The organism is Rhodococcus artemisiae (assembly GCF_036327795.1).
GTDB lineage: Bacteria > Actinomycetota > Actinomycetes > Mycobacteriales > Mycobacteriaceae > Rhodococcus > Rhodococcus artemisiae.
This window is the reverse complement of the sequence record NZ_JAUTXY010000005.1, coordinates 198,715-221,114: the sequence shown is the minus strand read 5'-3', so window position 1 is coordinate 221,114 and position 22,400 is coordinate 198,715. Positions and strand designations below refer to the sequence as shown.

Here is a 22,400-nt window from a genome sequence, read left to right as displayed (position 1 = left end):
AGTTCACGGAGGATTCCGTAGAGGTTCAGTCCTGCCCAACCGCTTTTGGGTCGGTCAACCGTAAGGTGGTGATGAACAGGTGAGCGGCGGTGACCACGGTGGCGTGGTGATGCCATCCCAGCCAGGAACGTCCCTCGAAATGGTCAAGCCCAAGACCGGTTTTCAGCTCCCGGTAGTCGTGTTCGATACGTCAGCGGATCTTGGCCAGACGCACCAGCTCAGCGAGAGAGGTCTCGGCCGGCAGGGTGGAAAGCCAGAAGTCGGTGGGCTCGTCGGCACCGTCCGGCCACTGCGCGAGCAACCACACCCGAGGCAGGGTGCCGTCCTCGGCGCGGGGAATGTCGCGGTTCGCCGGACGGACCCGCAGGGCAGCGAACCTCGAGCGCATCGCCGCGGTGGGGTTGCCGGGGTCGGCCTTGGTGCCGTGGCGCCACGTCACGTCCCGCAGAGCGGAGGTTCTGGCGGCGAGGACCAGATCCTTGCAGGTCGAATGCGGATCCTGGTAGCGCGGTGTCGGCGGGCGTCCGCGCCCGGTGTACGCCGCGGCCTCTGGGACGACGCCACCGGGATAGGCCGTGGTAGCGCCTTTGACGGCGACGACATAGCCGACGCCACGGTCGGTCAGGCCCTCACGAAACGCGGTGGCGTCGCCGTAGCCGGCGTCGGCGGCCACCATCGGCGGGACCCGGCCCCACGCGATCAGCTCGTCGATCATCTCGAGCGCCAACTCCCACTTGCGGCGATGATGCTCGCCGGTGGGGACCGCGGACCGCATCCGGCGAGCGGTGATCGCCGCGACCGCCTTGGGGTCGGTCGTGGACTGATCGTCCCAGCTCTCGGGCAGGAACAGCCGCCAGTCCAAGGGCGCCGAGGCGGCATCGGTGGCGGCATGCACACTGACCGCGATCTGGCAGTTGCCGACCTTGCCCAACGTTCCCGAATGCTGCCGCGCCACCCCGGGCGAGCCGTCCCCGTCCTTGGCGAAGCCGGTGTCGTCGATGACCCACGCGTCCGGATCGATCAGATCGCATGCCTTACGCGAGAGCGTCTTCCGGACCGGAACCACGTCCAACGGCGCCGTGGTCACGAACTGCTGCAGGCGCTGGTGATCGACCCTGAGCCTCTCGGCTATCGGCTGCATCGACTTGCGACGCCCGTCGAGCAGTAACCCCCGGGCGTACACCCCCGCCGTCGCCCGCTGATCCTTCCGCTTCAACGACGCGAACACCTCACCGACAAACGAATCCAGACGTTCGTCGACCTCGGCCAGGGCTGCAGCATCCACCCATGATCGTCTCGAGAATCACGCCGAATCTCGAGCCCTCACAGCCGAAGTGGCAAACCTAACAAAGTCCTACTAGACGGTCTCGCCTGGGATCCCGACACTTGGGCACGCCTGAGGTCAGCCACCACACGAGTGGGATCGACGTTTACGGGAGGAAGCGACTACCGCGATCGATGCCGCCTCGACGCCAGCCGTGACTCTCGGCGGCACTGACTGGTGTGCTCGCTGTAGGCCAGGCGAACCTTTGGCGAGGAGGACTTCTGCGTAGGCGAGAATCTGCGCCGACTCGGTATCGGCCACCGAGATACATCCGCGCCGATCGGGAGGTCGGCGATCAGCTCTACTTTGCCGTGAGATTCATCGTGATTTCCTACTGACAGATGTTGGGTTGATGCGTTGCATCGCGGTCAGATGGCGAGTTCGCGGGTGACGACGCGGTCGGAGACGAGATGCAGTACGCGCTTGGGCAGGATCTTGGTGAGCAGTGCGGTGAAGCGCGCGCGGCGGCCTGGAATGATCATGAATGTGCGCTCGTCGATTCCTGTGATGATCTGACGCACCGCGGATTCGAGTTCGAGCGTTCCGGCCATCTCCTTGAGTGCACGAGTGGGCGCCAGCATGGTTTCGCGTTCTTCCGCCACCATGGGTGTGTCCACCTCCGGCGGGCACACCACCGAGACGTCGACCCGATCCGGGTGTCGTTCCAGCCGCAGGACTTCAGCTAGTCCGACAACGCCGTACTTGGACGCGCAGTACGCGGCATAGGAGTAGTTCGGGACCAACCCCGCCATCGAGGCGATCAACACCAGGTGCCCGCCGACACCGAGGTGCCGCAGTGTGGCGGCGGCGACGTTGCGGCTCCCGACGAGATTGATGTCGACGATCCGGCGGAACGCCTCCTCGGGCAGCTCGTCGAACACCGCGGCCTGCTGGACACCAGCGCAGTTGACGACGAGGTTCAGACCCCCGAAGGTGGCGACGCCGCGGTCGGTGGCAGCCACGACGTCGGCGCCGTTGCGGACGTCGACCTCCTCAACATGCACCCGGCCCGAGGTGGCGGCCTGAAGCCGGGTGCGGACCGCCGAGCTCAGGCGCAGGTCGAGGGCGATGACCGCGTTGCCGCGCTCGCCGTAGAGTTCGGCCAGCCGCAGACCCAGCCCGGAGCCCGCACCGGTGATCAAGACGGTCTTCGTGGGGCCGGACGTGGCAGAAGTGTTTTTCATCCAATGTCTCCGTGTGTGGGCGCGCGATGTCAGCCGCGGGTGATGGCCGAGTCGGTGGTCGGGGTCGTTGCCGTACCGGCGGCTGCTCTGTTCGCCCATCGGAGACCCTCGTCGAGGTCCGCGCGGTTGGTTGCCCAGGCATCGCGGAAGAAGTTCTGTGCCATAGCCCACGGGTACCGGTTGGTGGCGCGCGGCATCAGCGCAGCGGCGCGGGCGAGGTAGCCGGACTGCATGTCCAGCAGAGGTCCCTGCGGTCCGAGGTAATCGGGCAGGGCGGGTGCGACCCAATCGGCCCTGGTTCGGCTGAGGCGACGCAGGATGCGCGCGAGCAAACGCGCGCTCATGTCGGCGCGCATCGTCCAGGACAGGTTGATGTAGCCGATGCAGAACCCGAGGTTCGGAATGTTGGAAAGCATGACTCCGCGGAAGGCGGTTTCCCTCGACAGGTCGATGATAGTGCCGTCGACACGGATCTCGATGCCTCCGAGCAGTTTGATCGACAATCCGGTGGCGGTGACGACGATGTCGGCCTCGACGGTGCGTCCGTCGGTGAGTCGCAGGCCCTCGGGGACGAAGGTGTCGATGCTGCCGGTGACCATGGTGGCGCTGCCGTTCTTGACGGCGGTGAAGAGGTCGCCGTGCGGGGCGATGCACAACCGCTGGTCCCACGGGTTGTACGGGGGGGTGAAGTGTTCGTCGACGACGGCTTGAGATCCAGTGCCGGCGATCGCGCCCTTGCGTAGCAGCGCCTTCATCAGTCCGGGTGCGCGGCGGCAGGCCTGGTAGAGAGTCCACTGCAGCGCCGTGTTCTTGGCGCGCATCAGACAGTGCGCGGTGCCAGCGGGGAGGAAACGCCGGGCCGTGTCGGCAATGGGGTCGTGCCGGGGTTGAGCCAGGACGTAGCTCGGAGTCCGTTGCACCATCGTCACATCGGCGCCCAGCTTCGCCAGGCTGGGAACGAGGGTGACCGCGGTCGCGCCGGAGCCGATGACGGTGATCCGCTTACCGGAGCATGCGAGGTCCTCGGGCCAGAATTGCGGATGCACGATCTCTCCAGTGAAGTCGCCGACGCCCTGGAACTCCGGATCGTAGGGGTTGTCGTAGTCGTAGTAACCGGTGCACATGATCACGAACTTCGCCGTGATCGTGGTCTCGGCGCCCTGGACAGTGCACTTCACCGTCCACCGGGCATCGGCGCTGGACCAGTCGCCGGAGTGGACCTTCGTATCGAACTGGAGGTGCTTGTCGATGCCGAAGGTCTCGGTAACCTCTGTCAGGTAGGCGAGGATCTCGTTGCCGTCGACGATCACGTTCTTGCCTGTCCACGGGTGGAACGGGAAAGCCAGCGTGAAGAAGTCGGAGTCCGACCGGATACCGGGGTAGCGGAACAGGTCCCATGTTCCACCGAGCTGCCTTCGGCGATCGACGACAAGGTAGGTCAGGTCCGGGTTCTGCTCCTGGACCCGATAGGCGGCGTTAATGCCGGAGATACCGGCGCCGACGATCAGGACGTCGACCTCGCGTGACTCAGTGGTGTTGGGCAGGTTGCTCATAGCGGAACTACTTCTTCCTTTGTCGGACAACAGTGTGCGCAATGAGAGGACTGCACAGACCGAGGATTTGCGTTCGCAGTTCATGCAGGCTGCATAGATCTGCGGACCAGTAACCTCAGATTAGGCAATCCGAGGTCTGTTGTCATCAACATCTCGGAAACTGCTAGACTTACCAGTGCAAACAGGTTCGCCAGAGCCTCTATTCTGATGTCGTAAGGTTCCTGTTTGAGATCGAAGGGACGTGATCTGCATGAGCGAAGGGCGCGCATACGGCGGAGAATCCGCCGAGGCGCGTGCGGCGCGTCGCCGGGCCCAGTTGCTTGCCGCCGGTCTGGCAGTGTTCGGCACGATTGGCTTCCGTAAGGCCACCGTCAGGCAACTGTGCCGCGAGGCGCGAGTGGCCGACCGGTATTTCTACGACGAGTTCTCCAGCACCGAGGACCTGCTGCTGGCGGTGTATGACGAGTGCCACCATGTGCTGCGCAGCGCCGTGACCTCGGCGATCGCCGACCTTCATGCGGAGGCCGGAATCGACGACGTGATCACGGTCGGGCTCGATGCCTATCTGGCCTGCGTGCAGGATAATCCGCCGCTCGCACGGTTGCTCTGGTACGAGGTGCTCGGTGTCAGCGAACAGGTCGAGCGACGCCATGTCCAGCGACTCAACGAGTTCGGTGAACTGCTCGGCCTGATCCTCGAGTCGCGCGGATTGCGCCTGGTCGAGCAGACGGTGGCTGGGCGTTCCATCCTCCTTACCGCCATCGCGGGTGGGGTCAGCCAGGTCACGATGAACTGGATCGACAACGGCTATTCGGCTCGCCGGGCCGATCTCGTCGCACCACTCGCGTCCTTCATCCGTAGCGCCGCCGAAATGGCGCGAGTCCGGTAGCGCGGGCCGCCTGATCCGGTCCGAGCACCTTCAGAAGACCCCGTGCCCGAGCCTTTTCTGCTGCCTGAGCAGCCCGCAGACCTCATCACACCGCTCCAGGGATTCGTGCGGATCCATCCCTGGTTCCGGCGTTCGTCCGAGCCGCTGTTTCTTCATCACGAGCCCCGGGCACCGAGCAGGTGAGTGGGCATCGTGTCAGGAGGCAGCTCCGGGCACGAACCGCTTCACGCCGGATTCCTGGGCCGCGGAGTGCTCGATGCGGCGGTGCCCGGCCGCGTATTCGCCTCTCCGCACAACAAACAGATCTATGCGGCCAGCCAGGCCGTCGCCGTGGGCAGCAGTGTACTGCACATCATGAAGAGCAAGACCGGGGACAAGATCAACTTCGGCATCGCCGCCGAACGAGGCCGAGGTCTTGAACGCCGGCTTCTGTGTGATCGTCTCGCGTTGATCATCCGCGACCCGATCTTCGGATCGCGGGCCCACGACGGCACCAGCCTGTTGACTGGACTACGAACGGACACGCCGCAGAGTATTGCGCGTGCGTGTCCCGTACGCATCGCCCACCGACCCGATCGAGTGTCGATCGGTCGGTGTCCGGTGAAGGACTCGGCGTCAACGGTGAACATCACCGGATGCGGGCATTCGGCCCTGTCCGACGAACTCCGCGGCGCCTCCGGCGAGTACTTCAAGGTGAAAGGACCCCGGCAACCGACGATCGACGACATCGCCGCCTACTACCGCGAACGGAAGATGGCTGCCAACACATCACCACGGTGGACCATGCGTGAAATCTGCGTCGGCGCGTATCGAATCCGCGCCGGCGGTCGATAGTTCGTCCCGGAGATGTGATGCTTCAATCCGGGGCTGACGCATGGTCGGCACGAAAGAGGGCGACACTCGGCGATTTTCGCCGCCGAGCTGGCATCCGAACCGGCTCGGACAGATGATCTCTCACTGGGAAGCGCCGGCCTGCTCGTGCTTTGGGGGCACGATCAGGGCCGGGCCCAATATCGAGGGGACCTCGCGTCGAGGCTCAGTTCTTCACGGAGTTGCCGCCCGGCAAGATCACTTCATCATCATCGTGCACGTCGATCCCGCTCGGCCGCGAGTATGGACGCGAGCAGCCGCCACCGACGATGTCGATGCCGAAATATCACACGGGCGAACAACGCCGTCCCCCACCCACGAAACCCCTCCTCCACCTCGACCTCGTCGGTGTAACGGCACGTCGTGTCGTCCAGCGGGAGGAAGGCCAACCGATGGTTCCACGTCCGCACCGGGCCACCACGCTCATGCGTGTAGATCTCGAGATCGTCGAGACGAACAATGCGGATCTCGTGGGTCCAGGTCGGAAATAGACCGAACCACTTCACCCTGCCACTCGCGCAAAAGCCGGGGGTCACTGAGACATCCGGCGGCGGGGCCTCGTCCATCGCGAAGGTCAACACCGGCGCGAGGACGAATTGCATCACCTCGGGGGTCGCGGCCAGCTTCCGGGCCCGCTCGGCAGAGAGCGGAAGATCTGTACTGATCGATATCGTTGTCATGATTGCTCCTTCCGGAGCTCTGCGTCACCGCGCCGGACCGCGATGACGTTGTCGAATACCGTGGCCGTCGTCTCGCCGTCCGGGCCTGTTGCGATTCGCTGTGTGCGTTCGCATCGAACCACTGACCATTCCGGCCGAGCTGTTACTGCGCAAGTGTCTCCTCCGGTTCCGGAAAGGAGGACGGATCGCGCCGTTCCCACGACCACGGCGCCGAGGGAGCATGGTCGATTACAACAAGGTGGCCCCCTGTCGAAGTCCGGGCCATAGCCTCGCGGAGCACCGCGGCCCGGTCGAATTCGATCGGACTGTGGAAGTAGTTCGCATACACGAGATCGAACGGCCCGGCAGGTCGAGTTTCGGTGAGGTCGTGGCATTGTGCATCCACCGAGTCCCCGAGGCCCGCCGCTTTCGCACACCGGTGCGAACTCGCCGTACAGCGGTCGCGGACACATCAGTCACCGTGACAGTCCATCGCACGGACGCCAACCGCAACGCGTCTCCTCCCTGGCCGCATGCCATGTCCCACCCGTGCCCGATCGGCACGGCGAGGTCGGTCAATAGTTGTTCGAAGACGGCGTTGGGCTGGCGTGTCCCCGAATCGGGCGCCTGCGCGAACAACGGTTCCCAGAACTCGGCACTCGGCGTGTGCAGGTCGCCGACATCACGTGTCATCGCGATTGTTCCTCTCGTCAGACGAATCAGTTCTTCGGACGCTGCGTGGCCTCGCCTGTGTGTCACCATCTGCCCCGGCGTCATCCTGTCGGATCGACATGGGAGGAGCCGGCGTGGAGCCGGATCGCACGTCGGCGACCGCCATCTATCCACGCGGGAGTGGCATGTCGACCCTCCGCATAACGATGCTTCGATACCACAGTGATGTCCACGAGACCGAATCGGTTGCTGCGCAGTCTTTCTGCTGTCGGTTCGGGCGCAACTGACCGACTCGGCCGCGAAATCGACCGCGGGAATCGATTCCTCCGGGCCCGGGACCCACGCGCCGCATTTTGCTGACAACCATGACCACCCCCGACCAACTATCGAACACATCGCCCGGGCCGACCGATCCGCCGTGTGCTGCCGACAACGTCATCGGTGCATCCCGAACCCTACGGCATGTAGTCAGCACATAGGTTTGGTGGGCGGCCTTCTTCACCAGCACTTCCGATCACCGACCGACTGTGTCCGTGTGGTGTTTGGAACCAGCGCGATCGCAACAAGTGTCGGAACAACGAGGGAGATCGCGACGCCAACACCTCCACCTAGGTTGAGCCCGATGCTGGCGACAAGCGCGCCGGTGAAGACACCGAGGCTCATGCCGGCCGCATTGATACTGTACGCGGACGGGGTGAGTTCCTCTCCACGCTCTGCGATCTGCGTCGTGACAAGAGCTGCAACGATGGCGTGGCTGAAGCCCATGACTGCCGTCGCGATCAGTGCGAAGGGAAGCCACTCTGTAGTGAAGACGATGATGACCGCGACAGCGGCACAGAGCAGCCCCACGTAGAGAAGTCGTCGCCTCCGTGGCGCAGTCCCTCTCGCCCACCTCCCGGCAAGATAGTTGCCGGTGAAGAACGATGCGCCGCTGAGTGTCCAGATGAGCGTGAAGGAAACTGGATTGAGGGCGAATCGATCGTGGTAGTAGACAGCAAGGAACGCCAGGTACCCCATGAATGCGGTCGTGCGAAGGAATGCGATCCCAATGAGGGCCAAAAGATCGCGGCGATGCCGTAGCCGATGGAACGCTTCCGCGTATCGCAACGGCGTACTGCCCCCTCCAGACCCACTTTCGGCACGGAGGATGAGTATCGCGATGATCGCGGCCGTTCCGGCGGTGACCCACAAGGCGCCGTGCCAACCGTTCCACAGACCGATGCCTCCGATGACGGGGGCGGCGAGAACTGCAGCAAGGGACTGCGTGGCGGTGACGATGGTCGCTGCCCGGCCAGAATCACCATCACGGGTGAACGTGGTTGTTGCGATCGTCAACAGGGTGGGAGTGAGGACCGCGGTCGCCACGCCTATACCGATGCAGAACAGGACCAGAGCCGGCAGCGTGCCGAGGGTCGCGATCAGGCTTGCGGCTGAGAGAAGCACGAGTGCGGCTGACGTGGTGTGAGGGGCTGACCACCGTGCGATGAACGGTGCGAGCGCAATTCCCACGATGAGCGCGGCGACGCCGCCGAGCCCGCGGAGCGCACCCACGACCGAGGCTTCCTGCTCGGCTGCCTCAGCGATGGGAACGAGAAAGGTGGAGTAGATGGTGAATGGGAACAGGCTGATCACTGCCGCGAGTAGCACCCGCCACAGCGTGCGGATGATCAGGGAATCCGGTGTGGGCAGTGTGCCGCGCTCGGAGTGTCCAGGCGGCATGTCAGCGTCGGTGCGATTCGGCGTATTCGTGGAGATATTCGGCGAAGCCTTCCAAGCCATCGATGTTGCGGGGGCTCGAGATCGCCTTGTTGTAGTCGAGGACATAGAAGTTGTCGTTCACCACTGCGGGAAGGGTCGCAGTCGTGGGGTTCGACTTCAGGAAATCGATCTTCTCCTGTGCGGGCTGATCCTGGTATTCGAGGATGATGATCACCTCGGGTTCGGCTTCCACCACGGCCTCCCAGCTGGCTTCCGTCCACCGTGCCTCGACTTCACCGAAAATGTTGGTTCCTCCCGCGAAGCGGATGATGTCGTTCGGCGGCACCTGTTTGGCGGCGGTGAAGGGCTTGTCGGTCCCGAAGTCGTAGAGGAACACCTTGATCGGGTCTCCCTCAGGTGCGTGCTCCTCTACGGTTGCGACGCGCTCTTTGTATTCGGTGACCAGTGCTTCCGCGCGATCTTCGACGCCGAAGATCTGTCCGAGACGCTCCAGATCGGTGTAAAGGCCTTCGAACGGGGTGTGTTGTTCGGAGAACCCGGGATAGTTGAAACACGATTCGGAGTGCATGAAGCTCTGAATGCCGAGCGTGTCGAGGATCTCCGGGGTGATCCCCCGCGAGTCGGAGAAGCCGGAATTCCATCCGGCGACGACGAAGTCCGCGTTCGCATCGACGACGAGCTCCCTGTTGAGCAGGTCGTCGGAGAGGAACTCGCCCTTCTCGTACTCCGCAGCCCAAGGCGATTCGTTCACCGGAGGATTGGCCGGTGGGAGGACGTATCCCAAGACGTGGTCGGTCAGCCCGAGAGCGAACATTTTGTCCGCACTGCCGCCCTCGTAGACGATGGCGCGCTGCGGGGTGGAGTAATCCACTGGTTCGCCGCACCGATTCACCGTCACGGTCGTGGAACCCGTTCCTTGGCCGTCCTGAGGCGTGTCGACCTGGGCTCCACATCCCGTCAGTAGAAGCGTTGCTGCGGCTGCCGAGGCCGCAGCAGCGGACCTTCTCCGCTGTGGTGCACGTGTTGTCATCTCTGTGCTCCTTCCGTCTAGGGGTTCGAGCCGTCTAGGGGTTCGAGGCAACCGGTGGTTGCATGTCGTCGCCGGTCAGGGTGAAGAGAATCTGGGGGTTCCCGGTGATCGGGTGGCTGACAATGAAGACGGATACACCGAAGACCTCGGCGATCAGTTCCCGGGTGAGAACCTCACGAGGTGCCCCACTTGCCACGAGATGTCCCTTCGAAAGGACACCGATCCGGTTGCATGTGGCGGCAGCGAGATTCAGGTCGTGGAGGACGATGACGACTGTGAGACCGCATCGGCGCAGGTGCCCCAGGAGCTGGATTTGATGTCGCAGATCCAGATGGTTGGTCGGTTCATCCAAGATCAAGATGCTCGGTTCTTGCACGAGTGCTCGTGCGATCAGGACCCGCTGCTTCTCTCCGCCGGAGAGGTCCATGATGCCCCGGTGGGCGAGATCGAGGACGTCCATCTGGTTCATCGCGCGGGCACACAGTTCGCGCTCGGAGTCTGTGAGTGGGTCGTTTCCCCGCTTGTACGGCGTACGACCCAGTGCGACGACCTCTTCGACCGTGAAATCGAAGTCCGCGCCGCCCTCCTGGGTCAGCGCAGCGACGCGCTGGGCGCTGTCGCGCAAGGGAAGGCGCCAGATGTCGTCCCCGCCGATCCGGACGATCCCTGCTGAAGGCTTGAGCGCCCGGTACACGCATCGCAATGCGGTGGACTTTCCCGAACCGTTCGGTCCGACGAGCCCGACGATCTCACCCGAGGACACGGATAAGGACAATCGGTCGACAAGGTCGCGTCCGTCGATAGTGACAGTCAGATCATCGAGGCCGAGGTCCATCATTTCCCCCCGAACACATAGCTCTTGCGCCGCATCAGGTAGATGAACACCGGCACCCCGATGATCGCGGTCAGAACGCCGAGCGGCAGTTCCCTGGGAGCTACGAGCGTGCGAGCGAGCAGATCGACACACACCATCAAGATGGCGCCGATGAACGGTGCGACGAGCAGCAACCGGGCGTGAGTTGCACCGATCAGCATCCGTGTGATGTGCGGTATGACCAGCCCGACGAATCCGATTGTTCCGCTGACGGCGACCATCGTCCCTGTCATCACTGCCGTGACCACGAAAAGCGTCTTCCGGCTGCGCGTTGCGTCGATCCCGAGGCTGGCCGCGGTCTCGTCCCCAAGAGACATCACATCGAGCGAGCGACCGGATCGGCGGAGTACAACGATTCCTGCGAGGACGAAAACTGTTGTGATGGGGAGCGATCCCCACGTCGCTGCACCGAACGAGCCCATCGTCCAGAACAGCACAGTGCCCGTCGCCTCACTCGTGGGCGTGAAGTAGATCATCACGCTCATGACTGCCTGAAAGCCGAAGGACAACGCCACACCGGTGAGGACCAATCGCAGTGGACTGACGCCGACGTTCCCGTAGGCGATCGCGTACACCAGGATCGTCGCCCCGATCGCGCCGATGAACGCTCCCGCGGAGACGGCGTAGATTCCCAGTACAGATAGTGCACCGAACAGCGACACTGCGACCGCGCCGACGGATGCGCCTGAGGAGACACCGAGGATGTATGGATCCGCGAGCGAGTTCCGGACCAGCGCCTGGATCGCCGCACCTACCGCCGCAAGCCCCGCTCCCACCACGACGGCGAGGAGCACACGGGGTGTTCGGATCTGCCAGATGATCTGATAGCGGGTGACCTCATCGGCCGAGATCGTCCCGCCGGTCAGCGCGGACCACAGGTAGCGAACGGTATCTCCTGGCGGCACGACTGCGGATCCCAGTCCGATCGCAATAAGCGCCGAGACCAGCAGAACTGTAAAAAGTCCCGTCACGAGAACAGCCGTTCCCTTCGGTCCCGCAATCCAACTTGCTCGGCGATCCGGACTCGCCTGCATCCCACCGGCCGTGGGTGATGGCACCTTGGCCGTCATCGGATCGCGAAGAAGGACGAAATAACCATAATGATAACCATTGTCAACTAGACTGTTTGCTCAGGTCAAATCGCGCTCATTTTGAACCACCTGGGCTTGGTCAGCGAAGGCAAGTAGGATGCGAGAGCTCCAACATGACGTCGCAGTGTTCGACGAGGCCCACCGCTGCAACGATGCGGTCAGGGGGCTTCCAGACCAGGATGCGATCGTGCGCCTGGACGGTGCGGCGCTCACTGAGCAGACCGACGAAGAGGCCCGCGAGCGAGGATCCGCGCGGTGAGCGATCCCCGGCTACTGGAAGGGTCGAGCCCGGTCAGCCCACCTTCGTCGCAAACTCAAGTATGGCGAGCATCGCGGTGAAACGACTTTCCCGTTCGGTGATGTAAGTTTGCTGCCCGTCCCAATGATCGACGAGTTCCTTAGCCTCAAACTTTCGTCTGGCTAGGCTGACCTGTGGATAACCCGTAGGTGACAGCGTTGTCGTATCGAGGCACGCGGGGTCGCCGACGCTGGTCCAGGCGGTGTCGATGAGGTGGTTGTATGGCCAACCCCTCGGCAGTCGCAGCAATTGCCTTCTGCCTGTATGGACGATCCGGCCGGCGACGGCAAGGATCCGCAGGCGCAGCCGTGTGGGTTCCCACCGGCGGACCGGTGCATGCTCACCCCAAGCAAGAGCCTGAGTCCAGGCTAGTAATTCTGCTGCGAGGGAGACGACTTCAAGCCAGATCTGATTCTGCCCGAAACCGTAAAACGGCAGGGTTCCGCAGTCCGGTGTCCTTCAACCCGCGGATACGGTCCTCAGCGCCTGCTCACGGGTCCGGTTCAGGCACTTCGAGACAGTGATGTGTCCAAAATCTCACCGACCTCGGTCAGCTTTGTCACACCGCTGCTGGGCAAGCGGAGTTCGCGGATCGGGTCGGGCAGGGTGTCGTAGCTGGAGTTCGCCACTGCCAATGGGGCGGTGGTGCCGGCGTGGGAGTCAGATCGATGTGGAAGTCGTCGCCGTCGACGGAGAAGTGGTACAGGCGGCCGGCGAATGCGAATCCGTGCGAAAGCTCGAGCAGGAACGCCTCGAGTCGGTTCATCAGGGGCGGCTTCGAGTTCACGTTCGACTACTCGTTCGGTGAGGCCGAGGAAGTCGAACACGTACGGGTCTCGGACGAGCTGCCTGGCCAGGTCCGACGCCTTCATGGGCAGGTGGTCAGGGAAGTTCGACGGAGCTGCCCCGATCCTGCGGTGCAGTCCCCCGGCGATCTGATGAGTGCAGTTCTCGGGCGCGTGTGCGCGACGGGTGGTGCGGTCAGCGACCCCACACGTCGAGGATGTCGTCTGTGGTGGTGACGGTGGCCAGCACGCTCAGCGTGTTGTCGATCATCGCTTCCCCGTACTCGGCGGGTATCCCCGCGACCGCGTCGCTGGGCAGCACCACCCGGTACGCCTTGTTGACCGCGTCCATGACCAGATTGGGTATCGCGACATTCAGTGACACCCCGACCGGCACGATCGTGTCGATTCCGAGGTTGCGCAGGACCGCATCCAGGTCGGTTCCGCCCATCGGCCCCAGCCCGTGTATGCGGGTCAGCACCACATCGGATTCCGCGGGACCGAACTGCGGCAGCAGGGACGCGCCGTCGCTACCCGGAGCCATCGACGTCGACCGGCTCCCGATCGCGAAGAGTTTCGCATTGTGGTTGGAACCGAGCCCGTCGTCGCGCCGCTGCACCAGGCAGTGGACGACGCGGACCCCGGCTGCCCGGCCAGCGGGAAGTAACCGGCCGATGTTGGGTAGTGCCCGCCGCTCAGCCTCGCGCGCCAGCGCTCGCATGCCTGCATCCGGGCCGACGACAGCGCCCTGCAGTTCCTGCGTGACGATTGCCGTGCGGCCCGGATGGAGAAGCTCCGAGAGGGTCGGTGCGGTCACGCACGTGCCTTGATCGGTGTGCCGGCTGAGGATTCTTCGGGAGGAACCTCGTAGAACTGCTGCGCCCACCGGCGCATCGCCATGTACGGCTTGGCGTCGACGCGTCCGAGCGGAGGATTCTCGACGTAGATCTGGTACCGCCAGATGTCGAGATCCTCGAAAACCGTGTGGAGAAAACGTCGCTCGACCTTCTCCTGAATTTTCTTCGGAGCGACATCGCAGGTGTCGCCTTGCTCGCGTGGCCACCAGATCGAATAGAACAGATCGGAATGCCCGTTGTCGACGGGGGTGCAGGCGAAGATCAATCGATGGTTCTGGGCGCCCTCGAATGCGCTCATCGCGTATCCCAGCCCCGAGAAGTGGCTGTGGATACGCAGCGCCATCTTGTCCGGGTCGTCGCTGGTGGTATCCGGCCAGCCGGTGAGGAACCGCCACTCATTGTCCACCGCTTCCCAATCCAGGGAGACCGGCGTGACGGATGCGCCGTGGACATAGCGGAAGTGCGCACTGTCGGGTCCGTTCTCTGCCACGACCTGGGGATGAACGGGTTCGTAGTCTGCGCGACGGGAGAAGGTCGGATAGATGGGATAGTACTGGTCCGGGCCCGCGGTGATCTCGGGGAACTTCGTGAACGGGTCGGGCAGTTCCCACTGCGGCGGCTTCCCGTCCGGCTGATGCCACATGTACACGATTCCGTGCTGTTCCTGGATCGGGTACACCCGCAGCTTCAGGGCCTTGTTCGGACGGTCGGGGTCGTACGGGATGTAGCGGTTGGAACCGTCGGGGCCCCACCGCCAACCGTGGAATGGGCACTCGATGCAGTCGCCCACGACCTTGCCGCCATGTCCGAGGTGTGCTCCGAGGTGGCGGCAGTTGCCGGTCATCACGTGCAGTTCGCCGTCGTCGTCGCGATAGGCGACGAGGTCTTCCCCGAAGTACCGCAGAGCCCGGCTCTGCCCCGCCTCGAACTCCTGCGACCAGCCGATCACGAACCATCCCGTGACCTTCCATGTGAACGGTACGTCCATGGGTGCCTCCCGGCATTGTCGAAAGTGAAGGTGCGATGAAGTCAGTTCGAACGCTGCATCTCGGTGGCGGCGGCGATCTGCTGTTCCCAGGCAGCGAGTTTCTCAGCGGCATTCGATTCGTGCTTGCTCAGTGCCCGGATGCTCACGTCGTGGCCGGCAGCGGCGGCGCGGAGTGCCCCGACGGTGGCCTGCTCGCGCGGCACGTGCACGAAGGGGTCGAACGAGTACCAGCGCATCGCATTGAGGTGGGTCATCTTGTCGACTTCGCCGTCGGGCACGTGGTCGTCGGCGAAGACACCGCCGAGTTCTTCGGGCGCGCCGGGCCACATCGAGTCGCTGTGCGGATAGTCCATCTCCCACGCGATGTTGTCGATGCCGATGTCGTGGCGGAGTTTGACGCCGAGCGGGTCGCTGATGAAGCAGGTGAGGAAGTGCTCGCGGAACACTTCGCTGGGAAGCTTGCCGCCGAAATCCTGCAGGGTCCAGGTCGAGTGCATCTCGAAGGTGCGGTCGACGCGTTCGAGGAAGTAGGGGATCCAGCCGGTGCCGCCTTCGGAGAGGGCGATCTTGAGATCCTTGTATTCCTTGACCGGGCGGGACCACAGCAGGTCAGCGGCGGCATTGACGATGTTCATCGGCTGCAGCGTGATCATGACATCCGGTGGGGAATCCACGGCGGGAATCGACAGCTTTCCCGATGAGCCGATGTGGACGGACATCACCGTGTCGGTGTCGACGAGGGCCTTCCACAAGGGGTTCCAGTATTCGTCGTGGAAGCTCGGGTAGCCGAGAGCTGCGGGGTTCTCGGTGAAGGTGAGCGAGTGCACACCCTTCTTCGCGAGTCGGCGTACTTCCTGCGCGCACAGTTGGGCGTCCCAGATCACGGGTAGGCCCATGGGAATGAAACGGCCGGGATAGGCGCCGCACCATTCGTCGACGTGCCAGTCGTTGTAGGCCTGAACGAGCGCGAGGGAGAAGTCGGAGTCCTCGGTGGCGAACAGACGGGCGGCGAATCCGGGGAACGACGGGAAGTTCATCTGGGCGAGGACGCCGCCGGCGTTCATGTCCTTGATGCGTTCGTGGACGTCGTAACAGCCGGGCCGGATCTCGTCGAGCCCTTCGGGTTCGAGGCCGTATTCCTCTTTGGGGCGTCCGGCGACGGCGTTGAGTGCCACGTTGGGGATGATGCGGTCCCGGAACTTCCACATGTCCGCACCGTTGTCCATGTGCACGAGTCGCGGTGCGTCGTCGGCATATTTCGCCGGTAGATGGTTGGCGAACATGTCGGGTGGTTCGATGATGTGGTCGTCGACGCTGATGAGGATCATTTCGTTGAGGTCCACGGTCGTTGCCTTTCGCGTGGTGGGAGGAGGTCGGTCGAGATCGTCAGGGCTGTCGGCCTGCGGTGGCCAGCGACGGTGGAAGCGCGGCATCCGGGTCGGGATTCGCGATGGGAAGCCCCATGAATCGGCGGGCATTGTCGCCCATGAAGTCCCAGGTGCGACGACGGTCCATCCCCTCCGCGTACTTCCAGTACCCCTTCGGCTCGGGAAGCCCCTCGGGATGTGGATAGTCGGATCCGAACATGACCTTGTCCCAGCCGACGGTCTCGACGACGTCGGCGACGGACCCTTCCCAGAACGGGCTGACCCAGATGTTGCGGCGGAATACCTCGAGGGGATCCTCGGGGAAGTTCTGGGGCATCTTGTTCGTGAGATCGGCGAGGTCGTGGAACAGTGGCGGAATCCAGGAGCTTCCGTTCTCCACGCTGGCGATGCGCAGTTTCGGGAAACGGGTGAGGGTTCCGTGGCAGATGAGACTGCCGATCATGTCGGAGATCTCGCGATGCCCGAGCGCAAGCCAGCGAAATGCGCTCATGGCCATGAAGTTCTGGGTGTTCGGTGGTTCCCACTTGTTGATGTACTCGTCGAGGGGCGGTTGGCTGGCGTGGAGTGCGATCGGTAGGCCGGCGTCCTCGACATCGCGCCAGAACGGGTCGAATTCGGGTAGTGCAGGCGAGCGCCAGCCGTGCAGTCCTTTGACCGGGGCGGGCTTGATCAGCGCGATTCTCGCGCCGTTCTCGAGGAGATACGCGAGTTCGCGGCGGGCACCGTCGACCTCTGCGCAGTTGATCACGGGGGTGGTGAAGATCCGGCCCTCGTGGGCGAATCCCCAGTGTTCGAGCATCCACTGGTTCAACGCGTGCACGATCGCGAGGGTCAGTTGCGGATCGTCGGCGGACGAATGCTCGACGAGGCTCGCCAGTGTGGGGAAGACGATCGATTCGCGGACGCCCTGACGGTCCATTTCGGCGAGACGTTCTTCGGGGCCGCGGGTGGCGGGTGGGCAGTCGATCGCCCGGCCCTGCATTTCACGCAGTGTCAGGCCGTCGACGTTGCGGCCCGCGAAGAACGGTTCGTGTGCGCCGGGGGCCGCGACGCGGTCGAAGGTGGGGTTGGGGATGAAGTCGGTGATTCTCCCGTTGATGGCGAGGCGTGTGCGCTTGCCGATCTGCACGAACTGGACGGCCGACTCGTATTCGGCGGGAAGGTGTCTCGTCAGCGATTCCGCGGTTTCGTACATGTGCGTGTCGACGTCGAATATCGGTGCGGTCTCGGTTCCTGGCATGCGTGCCCTCCTTAAGTGGCGCCCACTTGTGCTTCCGAGCGTGTCAGCGCTGAACAGTTATGTCAACAGTGCGTCTTACGGTAACTTGTTCTGCGGTGTCGGGATTCTGTGAGCAACCGTCGCGAGAGTGAGATCTTCATGCCGTACGTGATCACCCAGTCCTGCTGCAACGACGCCAGTTGTGTGAGTGTGTGCCCGGCCAACTGCATCCATCCCACTCCGATGGAGCCGGAGTTCCTCACCGCAGAAATGCTCTACATCGACCCGGACACGTGCATCGACTGCGGTGCCTGCGCAGACGAATGTCCGGTCGGAGCTGCTATCGACATCGACCTGCTCGAAGCCCGCCAGGGGCGATACGAGCAGATCAACGCCGATTACTACAGCGACCACGACGTCCTCGGCGGGCTCCTCCAGCACGTGCGGCAGCCGAAGCTCGACGGCGAGTTGTCGGTCGCCGTCGTGGGAGCCGGACCTGCCGCGTTCTACGCGGCAGCGGAACTGTCCAAACACAGGACCGTGCGGATCGACATGTTCGACCGCCTGCCCACCCCGTACGGTCTGGTCCGGGCCGGGGTTGCCCCGGACCACCTGTCAACGAAGCAGGTGCAGGACGGATTCGCAGCGACCGCAGCCGGAGGGTCCTTCGAGTACTTCCTCGGCGCAGAGGTGGGCACCGACATCACCCACGACGAACTGGCGCAACGCTATACGGCTGTGCTCTACGCTTCAGGTGCATCGCACGACCGGCGTCTCGGCGTGCCGGGCGAGGATCTCGCCGGTTCGATACCCGCGACGGAATTCGTCGACTGGTACAACGGCCATCCCGATCGGGCAGACCGGGATTTCGATCTCTCGTGTGAACGTGTCGTCGTGGTGGGCAACGGAAATGTTGCGTTGGACGTCGCGCGTATTCTCTGCCTCGGCCCCGATGAACTGCACGCCACCGACATCGGCGAGCACGCGATCGAAACCCTGCAGCGTTCCCGGGTTCGCGAGGTCGTCGTTCTCGGTCGACGCGGCGTGGCACAGGCCGCTTACACCCTCTCCGAGTTCATGGCTCTTGCCGAGCTGAAGGACGTGGACATCGTCATCGACCCCGACGACCTCGTCCTCGACGACGCGACAGCTCGGGCGGAAGCCGACGGCACCCTCGATTCGGTACTGCGGATGAAGATCTCCCTCGCCCGGGAATTCGCGTCGCGCGACCTCACCGGCGCGAGCCGCCGCATCGTTTTCAGATACCTGTCGGCCCCCGCGGAGCTCGTCGGCGACGACGCGGTCGCAGGCGTGCGGTGCGCGCGGAACGAATACGTGACCGGTGGGGGCGGCACGGTCACCTCGACCGATGATGACCTCGTGCTCGACGCCGGGCTGGTGATCCGCGCGATCGGATACCGTGGCGTGCCGATCCCGGGGCTGCCGTTCGACGAGACGCGCGCAATCGTTCCGAACTCTGCCGGACGCGTGGAGCGAAGCCCCGGAGAGCCCGAACGAGGCGTGTATGTCGCAGGGTGGATCAAGCGCGGCGCCACCGGCGGCATCGGAGTGAACCGATGGTGCGGAGAGGAGACAGCGCGGACCATCGTCGCCGACTTCGCCGAAGGACTCCTGCCCGATCCCGTTGCTGCACGCACCGATATCCCGGACCTGCTCGCCGCGCGCGGTGTGAGGCGTGTGGACTGTGACGGATGGAACCGGATCGACGCGGCCGAACTCGCGGCCGGCCGCGAAAGAGGACGGCCGCGACTCAAGCTCGTCCGACGCGAAGACCTGTATGCCACAGCGGGTGGGGCCGGTATCCAGGTGCCCCTGTAGGAAACCCGAACTGCGGATCCGATCACCATTATCGACGAACTGGAGTGCTGCACATGATCTCGAAAGTGCCCGCAGGGTACGAAGACCTCCTCGAACGGCCGATTGTCGGTGTGCTCGGCACTGTCAGCCCCGACGGATCGCCCAACCTGGCGCCGATGAGATTCAGCTGGGACGGTGCACATCTGCGAGTGAGCCATACGATTCCTCGTAAGAAGTTCGTGAGCCTGCAGGCGAACCCCAACTACTCGTTCATGATCACAGACCCGGAAGACCCCGGCAGGGTCCTCGAGATACATGGGTGGCTGGTGACGGTGGTGCCGGATCATGACGCATTGTTCTACACTTCGCTCGGGCACCGGTACGGAGAGTCGGATGTCCAGCTGCCGGACGACAGCGATGATCGGGTCGTGATGATTCTCGACACCACTCGATTCATCGTCAAATAGCGCGACCACCCGCCGGGGAATCCCGGCGGGTGCCGTAGGACGGTCAGCGATCGTCGTTGGTGAAACGGATGACGCCGCGGATGTTCACGCCGTCGAGCATGTCGCGGTAACCGTCGTTTATCTGGTCGAGCCGGTACTCGCGGGTGACCAGCTCGTCGAGCGGCAGCTCACCGAGCTTGTACAGTGCGAGGATCTCGGGGATGTCCAGTCGGGGGTTCCCGCCGCCGAACAGGCATCCGAGAAGAGTTTTCTGCGACAGGGTGATAGACGCGAGATCGACAGTCGTGTCGACGGCACCGGCGCTGGCGATCGACGCGAGGACACAGGTGCCGGCCTTCGCCGTCAGCTGCATCCAGCTCTCGAGATCGCGACCGTCGCAGCGTCCGACCGTGACGATCACCTTCTTGCACATGCGTCCGTCGGTGACCTCGGCGATGTGTTCGAGTGCGGATTCGGCATCGGCGTACGCGTGGGTCGCGCCGAACTTGCGGGCCTGCTCCCGCTTCCATTCGGAGGGATCGACGACGAAGACGCGTCGTGCCCCCGCGATGATCGCACCCTGCAGTGCCGCACTCCCGACTCCGCCGACCCCGACGATGGCGACATCGTCGCCCGGCCGGACCTGTGCGGAGTGCACGGACGCCCCGTAGCCGGTGGTGACGGCGCACCCCACCAGGCAGGCGACCTCGAACGGGATCGCCGGATCGATCTTCACCGCCGAGGTGTGGTGGACCACCGCGTACGGGGCGAAGGCACCGACGAGCGACATCGGATACACGTCCTCCTCGCCGGTGTGGGCGCGGAAGGTGCCGTCCGACACGGAGACTCCGTTCAGCAGGCGAGGTCGCACGTCACAGAGATCGCTCGCTCCGCTGCGGCAGGACGGGCACGTACCGCACGACGGAATGAACGAGAGGGCGACGTGATCGCCCACCGCGAGGTCGGTGACACCCGGCCCGAGTCCAGTGACGACTCCGGCTCCTTCGTGTCCGCCGAGGATGGGAAAACCGTTCGAGGTGATGTCGCCGGACGCCAGGTGATGATCGATATGGCACAGACCGGCGGTTTCCATCCGGACCAGGACTTCCCCGTACCGCGGAGGGTCGAGTTCGATCTCCTCGATGGACCACGGCTGGTTGTGTCCTCGGAGCAGTGCACCCTTGGTTTTCATCATCGCGCTGCTTTCTGTGCTGGGGTCGTGGCGAGTAGCTGCGCGGCGTGGTCGAGGATGTTGGTCAGTCCGTACTCGAAATTGTGATCGTTGGGTTCTCCTCCGCGGAAACCGTTCTCGTTCGCTGCTGCCAGCAGCGGGGTGGTTTCGGGTGAGACCGGGAGGATCTCGTAGTACGCGTCGGACGGCGAATCGGACATCCGGTTCTTGTCCTGGAGTCGCTGGAGGACGATCATGCCGTGCACGTGCAGCTGGATGCTGGAGTAGATGCCCACCGCGTCGGCGAGGGTGAACCCGGATTCCACGAGCCCGGCGATCACGTTCTCGTTGTGCCGGGCTCCCAGCTTGGCGACATTGGCACTGAGGGAAGGACGGATCAGGATCAGATCGCACAAGATGGGATTCCCGAGGAACATCCGCCGTACAGTGCGCGCGTGGTTCTGGAGCGTCCCACGCCAGTCCGACGGTTCCACCGAGGGGGTGGAGCGCACCGACTCGCGAAGCACGTGGTCGGCCATCGCGGTGAGCAGGTCGTCCTTCTTACGGAAGTACCAGTAGATGCTCGTCACGCCGATTCCGAGGTGGCGTGCAAGCATCGGCATGCTCAGGTTGTCGACGGTGACCTCGTCGGTGAGTTCGAAAGCACCCCTGAGTATGTCATCCGGGTTGAGGGAGCCCCGCTCCAGTCGTGTTCGTTTCGCCATGATGGTGTACCGCCTTGCCGCGTGGTGTTCTCGTTACCTGCACTGCCACATGGGTGCACGTTTCTCGACGAAAGCCAGGGGGCCTTCGAGTGCATCCTCGGTCCGCGTGACGCGTTCACGGAACGATTCGGCGAGCATCTCCGCCTCGTGTAACGGCACGTCCAGCCCCTTCACAATCGCGAGCCTGGTCCCGCGGACGGCCAGTGGTGCATTGGAGTTGACGACATCCGCGATATCGTGCGCCCGCTCGAGAAGTTTCTCGTGCTCGACGATCTCGGTGACCATGCCCAGTTCGTATGCGCGCTGCGCGCTCATACGTTCGTGCTTACCCATCAGCGCCATCCGCAATGCCACCGTTCTCGGCAGCACTCGGGCTACGCGGACCACTTCGCGTCCCGCGACGAGTCCGATGCTGACATGCGGGTCGAAGAACGTGGCCTTTTCGGACGCGATCACGACGTCGCCGGTGGTGACCCAGTCGAGCCCTGCACCGCAACAGATCCCGTTGACGGCAACGACGATCGGTTTCGTCATCGACCGGAACGGGGGTGTCCCCTCCTGCGGTGCCTCCCATTGCTCGTACGTCGACAGGTACGGTTTCTCGTTGACAACCTTCCCGTCGCCTGGAATTTCCTTGACATCCGCGCCCGTGCAGAACGCCCGCCCCGTTCCGGTGACGACGAGCGTCCACACCTTGTCGTCGTTCTCGGCCTCGGTATAGGCGGCCCGAAGCTCGGTGATCATGTGTGGGCTCAAGGCGTTGAGTGCCTCGGGTCGGTCGAGTGTGACGGTGGCCGTATGGCCGTCCACTGCATAGCCGATCGTATCGAAGGTCATGGG

At 63.8% G+C, this 22,400-nt stretch carries 19 protein-coding genes and 5 pseudogenes; 6 read left to right on the top strand and 18 right to left on the bottom strand.

Annotated features, from left to right (window positions below; translation table 11 throughout):
• Positions 1–25 precede the first annotated feature (25 nt).
• From Q7514_RS13470 to Q7514_RS13460, 3 genes and pseudogenes are all read right to left on the bottom strand, one after another.
• Positions 26–1,285, bottom strand: a pseudogene (locus Q7514_RS13470) (IS701 family transposase).
• A gap of 407 nt (positions 1,286–1,692) precedes the next feature.
• A complete protein-coding gene (locus tag Q7514_RS13465; RefSeq protein WP_330133765.1) occupies positions 1,693–2,508 on the bottom strand; it encodes an SDR family NAD(P)-dependent oxidoreductase in 816 nt (271 codons plus the stop codon).
• Between the two features lie 29 nt (positions 2,509–2,537).
• On the bottom strand, positions 2,538–4,061 hold the full coding sequence (locus Q7514_RS13460; protein WP_330133764.1) for a flavin-containing monooxygenase: 1,524 nt from the start codon (positions 4,059–4,061) through the stop codon (positions 2,538–2,540).
• A gap of 250 nt (positions 4,062–4,311) precedes the next feature.
• On the opposite strand from Q7514_RS13460, the gene Q7514_RS13455 reads away from it, so the two are divergent.
• A complete protein-coding gene (locus Q7514_RS13455) occupies positions 4,312–4,950 on the top strand; it encodes a TetR/AcrR family transcriptional regulator (RefSeq protein ID WP_330133763.1) in 639 nt (212 codons plus the stop codon).
• 183 nt (positions 4,951–5,133) lie between these two features.
• A pseudogene (locus tag Q7514_RS13450) lies at positions 5,134–5,301 on the top strand (dihydroxyacetone kinase subunit DhaK); the annotation flags it as partial.
• Between the two features lie 37 nt (positions 5,302–5,338).
• On the opposite strand, the pseudogene Q7514_RS13445 reads toward Q7514_RS13450, so the two are convergent.
• Positions 5,339–5,447: pseudogene (locus Q7514_RS13445) on the bottom strand (SOS response-associated peptidase family protein); the annotation flags it as partial.
• A 124-nt stretch (positions 5,448–5,571) separates the two neighbouring features.
• On the opposite strand from Q7514_RS13445, the gene Q7514_RS13440 reads away from it, so the two are divergent.
• Complete coding sequence (locus Q7514_RS13440; protein WP_330133762.1) at positions 5,572–5,784, top strand: hypothetical protein; 213 nt, start codon at positions 5,572–5,574, stop codon at positions 5,782–5,784.
• Between the two features lie 245 nt (positions 5,785–6,029).
• Here the strand turns inward: Q7514_RS13440 and Q7514_RS13435 are convergent, their stop codons facing one another.
• The 5 genes from Q7514_RS13435 to Q7514_RS13415 form a co-directional block, all read right to left on the bottom strand.
• Positions 6,030–6,500: an SRPBCC family protein gene (locus tag Q7514_RS13435; RefSeq protein WP_330133761.1), complete on the bottom strand. Its 471-nt coding sequence runs from the start codon at positions 6,498–6,500 to the stop codon at positions 6,030–6,032.
• A gap of 1,149 nt (positions 6,501–7,649) precedes the next feature.
• Positions 7,650–8,870, bottom strand: a complete 1,221-nt coding sequence (locus Q7514_RS13430; protein ID WP_330133760.1) for an MFS transporter — start codon at positions 8,868–8,870, stop codon at positions 7,650–7,652.
• A gap of 1 nt (position 8,871) precedes the next feature.
• Positions 8,872–9,900, bottom strand: a complete 1,029-nt coding sequence (locus Q7514_RS13425) for an ABC transporter substrate-binding protein (RefSeq protein ID WP_330133759.1) — start codon at positions 9,898–9,900, stop codon at positions 8,872–8,874.
• Between the two features lie 34 nt (positions 9,901–9,934).
• On the bottom strand, positions 9,935–10,738 hold the full coding sequence (locus tag Q7514_RS13420) for an ABC transporter ATP-binding protein (protein ID WP_408016081.1): 804 nt from the start codon (positions 10,736–10,738) through the stop codon (positions 9,935–9,937).
• Positions 10,735–11,745: a FecCD family ABC transporter permease gene (locus Q7514_RS13415; protein ID WP_330133758.1), complete on the bottom strand. Its 1,011-nt coding sequence runs from the start codon at positions 11,743–11,745 to the stop codon at positions 10,735–10,737. Before Q7514_RS13415 ends, Q7514_RS13420 begins: the two co-directional genes overlap by 4 nt.
• A gap of 217 nt (positions 11,746–11,962) precedes the next feature.
• On the opposite strand from Q7514_RS13415, the gene Q7514_RS13410 reads away from it, so the two are divergent.
• Entirely contained in the window at positions 11,963–12,124 is a 162-nt protein-coding gene (locus Q7514_RS13410) for a hypothetical protein (RefSeq protein ID WP_330133757.1), read from the top strand.
• Between the two features lie 225 nt (positions 12,125–12,349).
• Here Q7514_RS13410 and Q7514_RS13405 read toward each other — a convergent pair.
• The 6 genes and pseudogenes from Q7514_RS13405 to Q7514_RS13380 all read right to left on the bottom strand — a co-directional run.
• Positions 12,350–12,653 (bottom strand): annotated as a pseudogene (locus Q7514_RS13405) (transposase); the annotation flags it as partial.
• Between the two features lie 13 nt (positions 12,654–12,666).
• Positions 12,667–13,107 (bottom strand): annotated as a pseudogene (locus Q7514_RS13400) (PDDEXK nuclease domain-containing protein); the annotation flags it as partial.
• A gap of 37 nt (positions 13,108–13,144) precedes the next feature.
• The gene (locus Q7514_RS13395) at positions 13,145–13,765 is read right to left on the bottom strand and encodes a cysteine hydrolase (protein ID WP_330133756.1); all 621 of its coding nucleotides are present in this window, start codon (positions 13,763–13,765) and stop codon (positions 13,145–13,147) included.
• Positions 13,762–14,793 carry a Rieske 2Fe-2S domain-containing protein gene (locus Q7514_RS13390; protein WP_330133755.1) on the bottom strand — a complete coding sequence of 344 codons (1,032 nt, stop codon included), beginning with the start codon at positions 14,791–14,793 and terminating at the stop codon, positions 13,762–13,764. Before Q7514_RS13390 ends, Q7514_RS13395 begins: the two co-directional genes overlap by 4 nt.
• Positions 14,794–14,834: 41 nt before the next feature.
• The gene (locus Q7514_RS13385) at positions 14,835–16,136 is read right to left on the bottom strand and encodes an amidohydrolase family protein (protein WP_330133754.1); all 1,302 of its coding nucleotides are present in this window, start codon (positions 16,134–16,136) and stop codon (positions 14,835–14,837) included.
• 43 nt (positions 16,137–16,179) lie between these two features.
• Positions 16,180–17,421, bottom strand: a complete 1,242-nt coding sequence (locus Q7514_RS13380; RefSeq protein ID WP_330133753.1) for an amidohydrolase family protein — start codon at positions 17,419–17,421, stop codon at positions 16,180–16,182.
• Between the two features lie 138 nt (positions 17,422–17,559).
• On the opposite strand from Q7514_RS13380, the gene Q7514_RS13375 reads away from it, so the two are divergent.
• Together Q7514_RS13375 and Q7514_RS13370 are read left to right on the top strand one after the other, a co-directional pair.
• On the top strand, positions 17,560–19,239 hold the full coding sequence (locus Q7514_RS13375) for an FAD-dependent oxidoreductase (protein WP_330133933.1): 1,680 nt from the start codon (positions 17,560–17,562) through the stop codon (positions 19,237–19,239).
• Between the two features lie 53 nt (positions 19,240–19,292).
• Positions 19,293–19,685, top strand: coding sequence for a pyridoxamine 5'-phosphate oxidase family protein (locus Q7514_RS13370; protein WP_330133752.1), 393 nt, complete (start codon positions 19,293–19,295; stop codon positions 19,683–19,685).
• Positions 19,686–19,728: 43 nt separating this feature from the next.
• Here Q7514_RS13370 and Q7514_RS13365 read toward each other — a convergent pair whose 3' ends face one another.
• Genes Q7514_RS13365 through Q7514_RS13355 form a run of 3 tightly spaced genes read right to left on the bottom strand, consistent with a single transcriptional unit; the run spans position 19,729 to position 22,397 of the window.
• Positions 19,729–20,856: an NDMA-dependent alcohol dehydrogenase gene (locus Q7514_RS13365; RefSeq protein WP_330133932.1), complete on the bottom strand. Its 1,128-nt coding sequence runs from the start codon at positions 20,854–20,856 to the stop codon at positions 19,729–19,731.
• Positions 20,856–21,560 (bottom strand): TetR/AcrR family transcriptional regulator, encoded by a 705-nt coding sequence (locus tag Q7514_RS13360; RefSeq protein WP_330133751.1) that lies wholly within the window; start codon positions 21,558–21,560, stop codon positions 20,856–20,858. Before Q7514_RS13360 ends, Q7514_RS13365 begins: the two co-directional genes overlap by 1 nt.
• 33 nt (positions 21,561–21,593) lie before the next feature.
• Complete coding sequence (locus Q7514_RS13355; protein WP_330133750.1) at positions 21,594–22,397, bottom strand: enoyl-CoA hydratase/isomerase family protein; 804 nt, start codon at positions 22,395–22,397, stop codon at positions 21,594–21,596.
• Positions 22,398–22,400 lie beyond the last annotated feature (3 nt).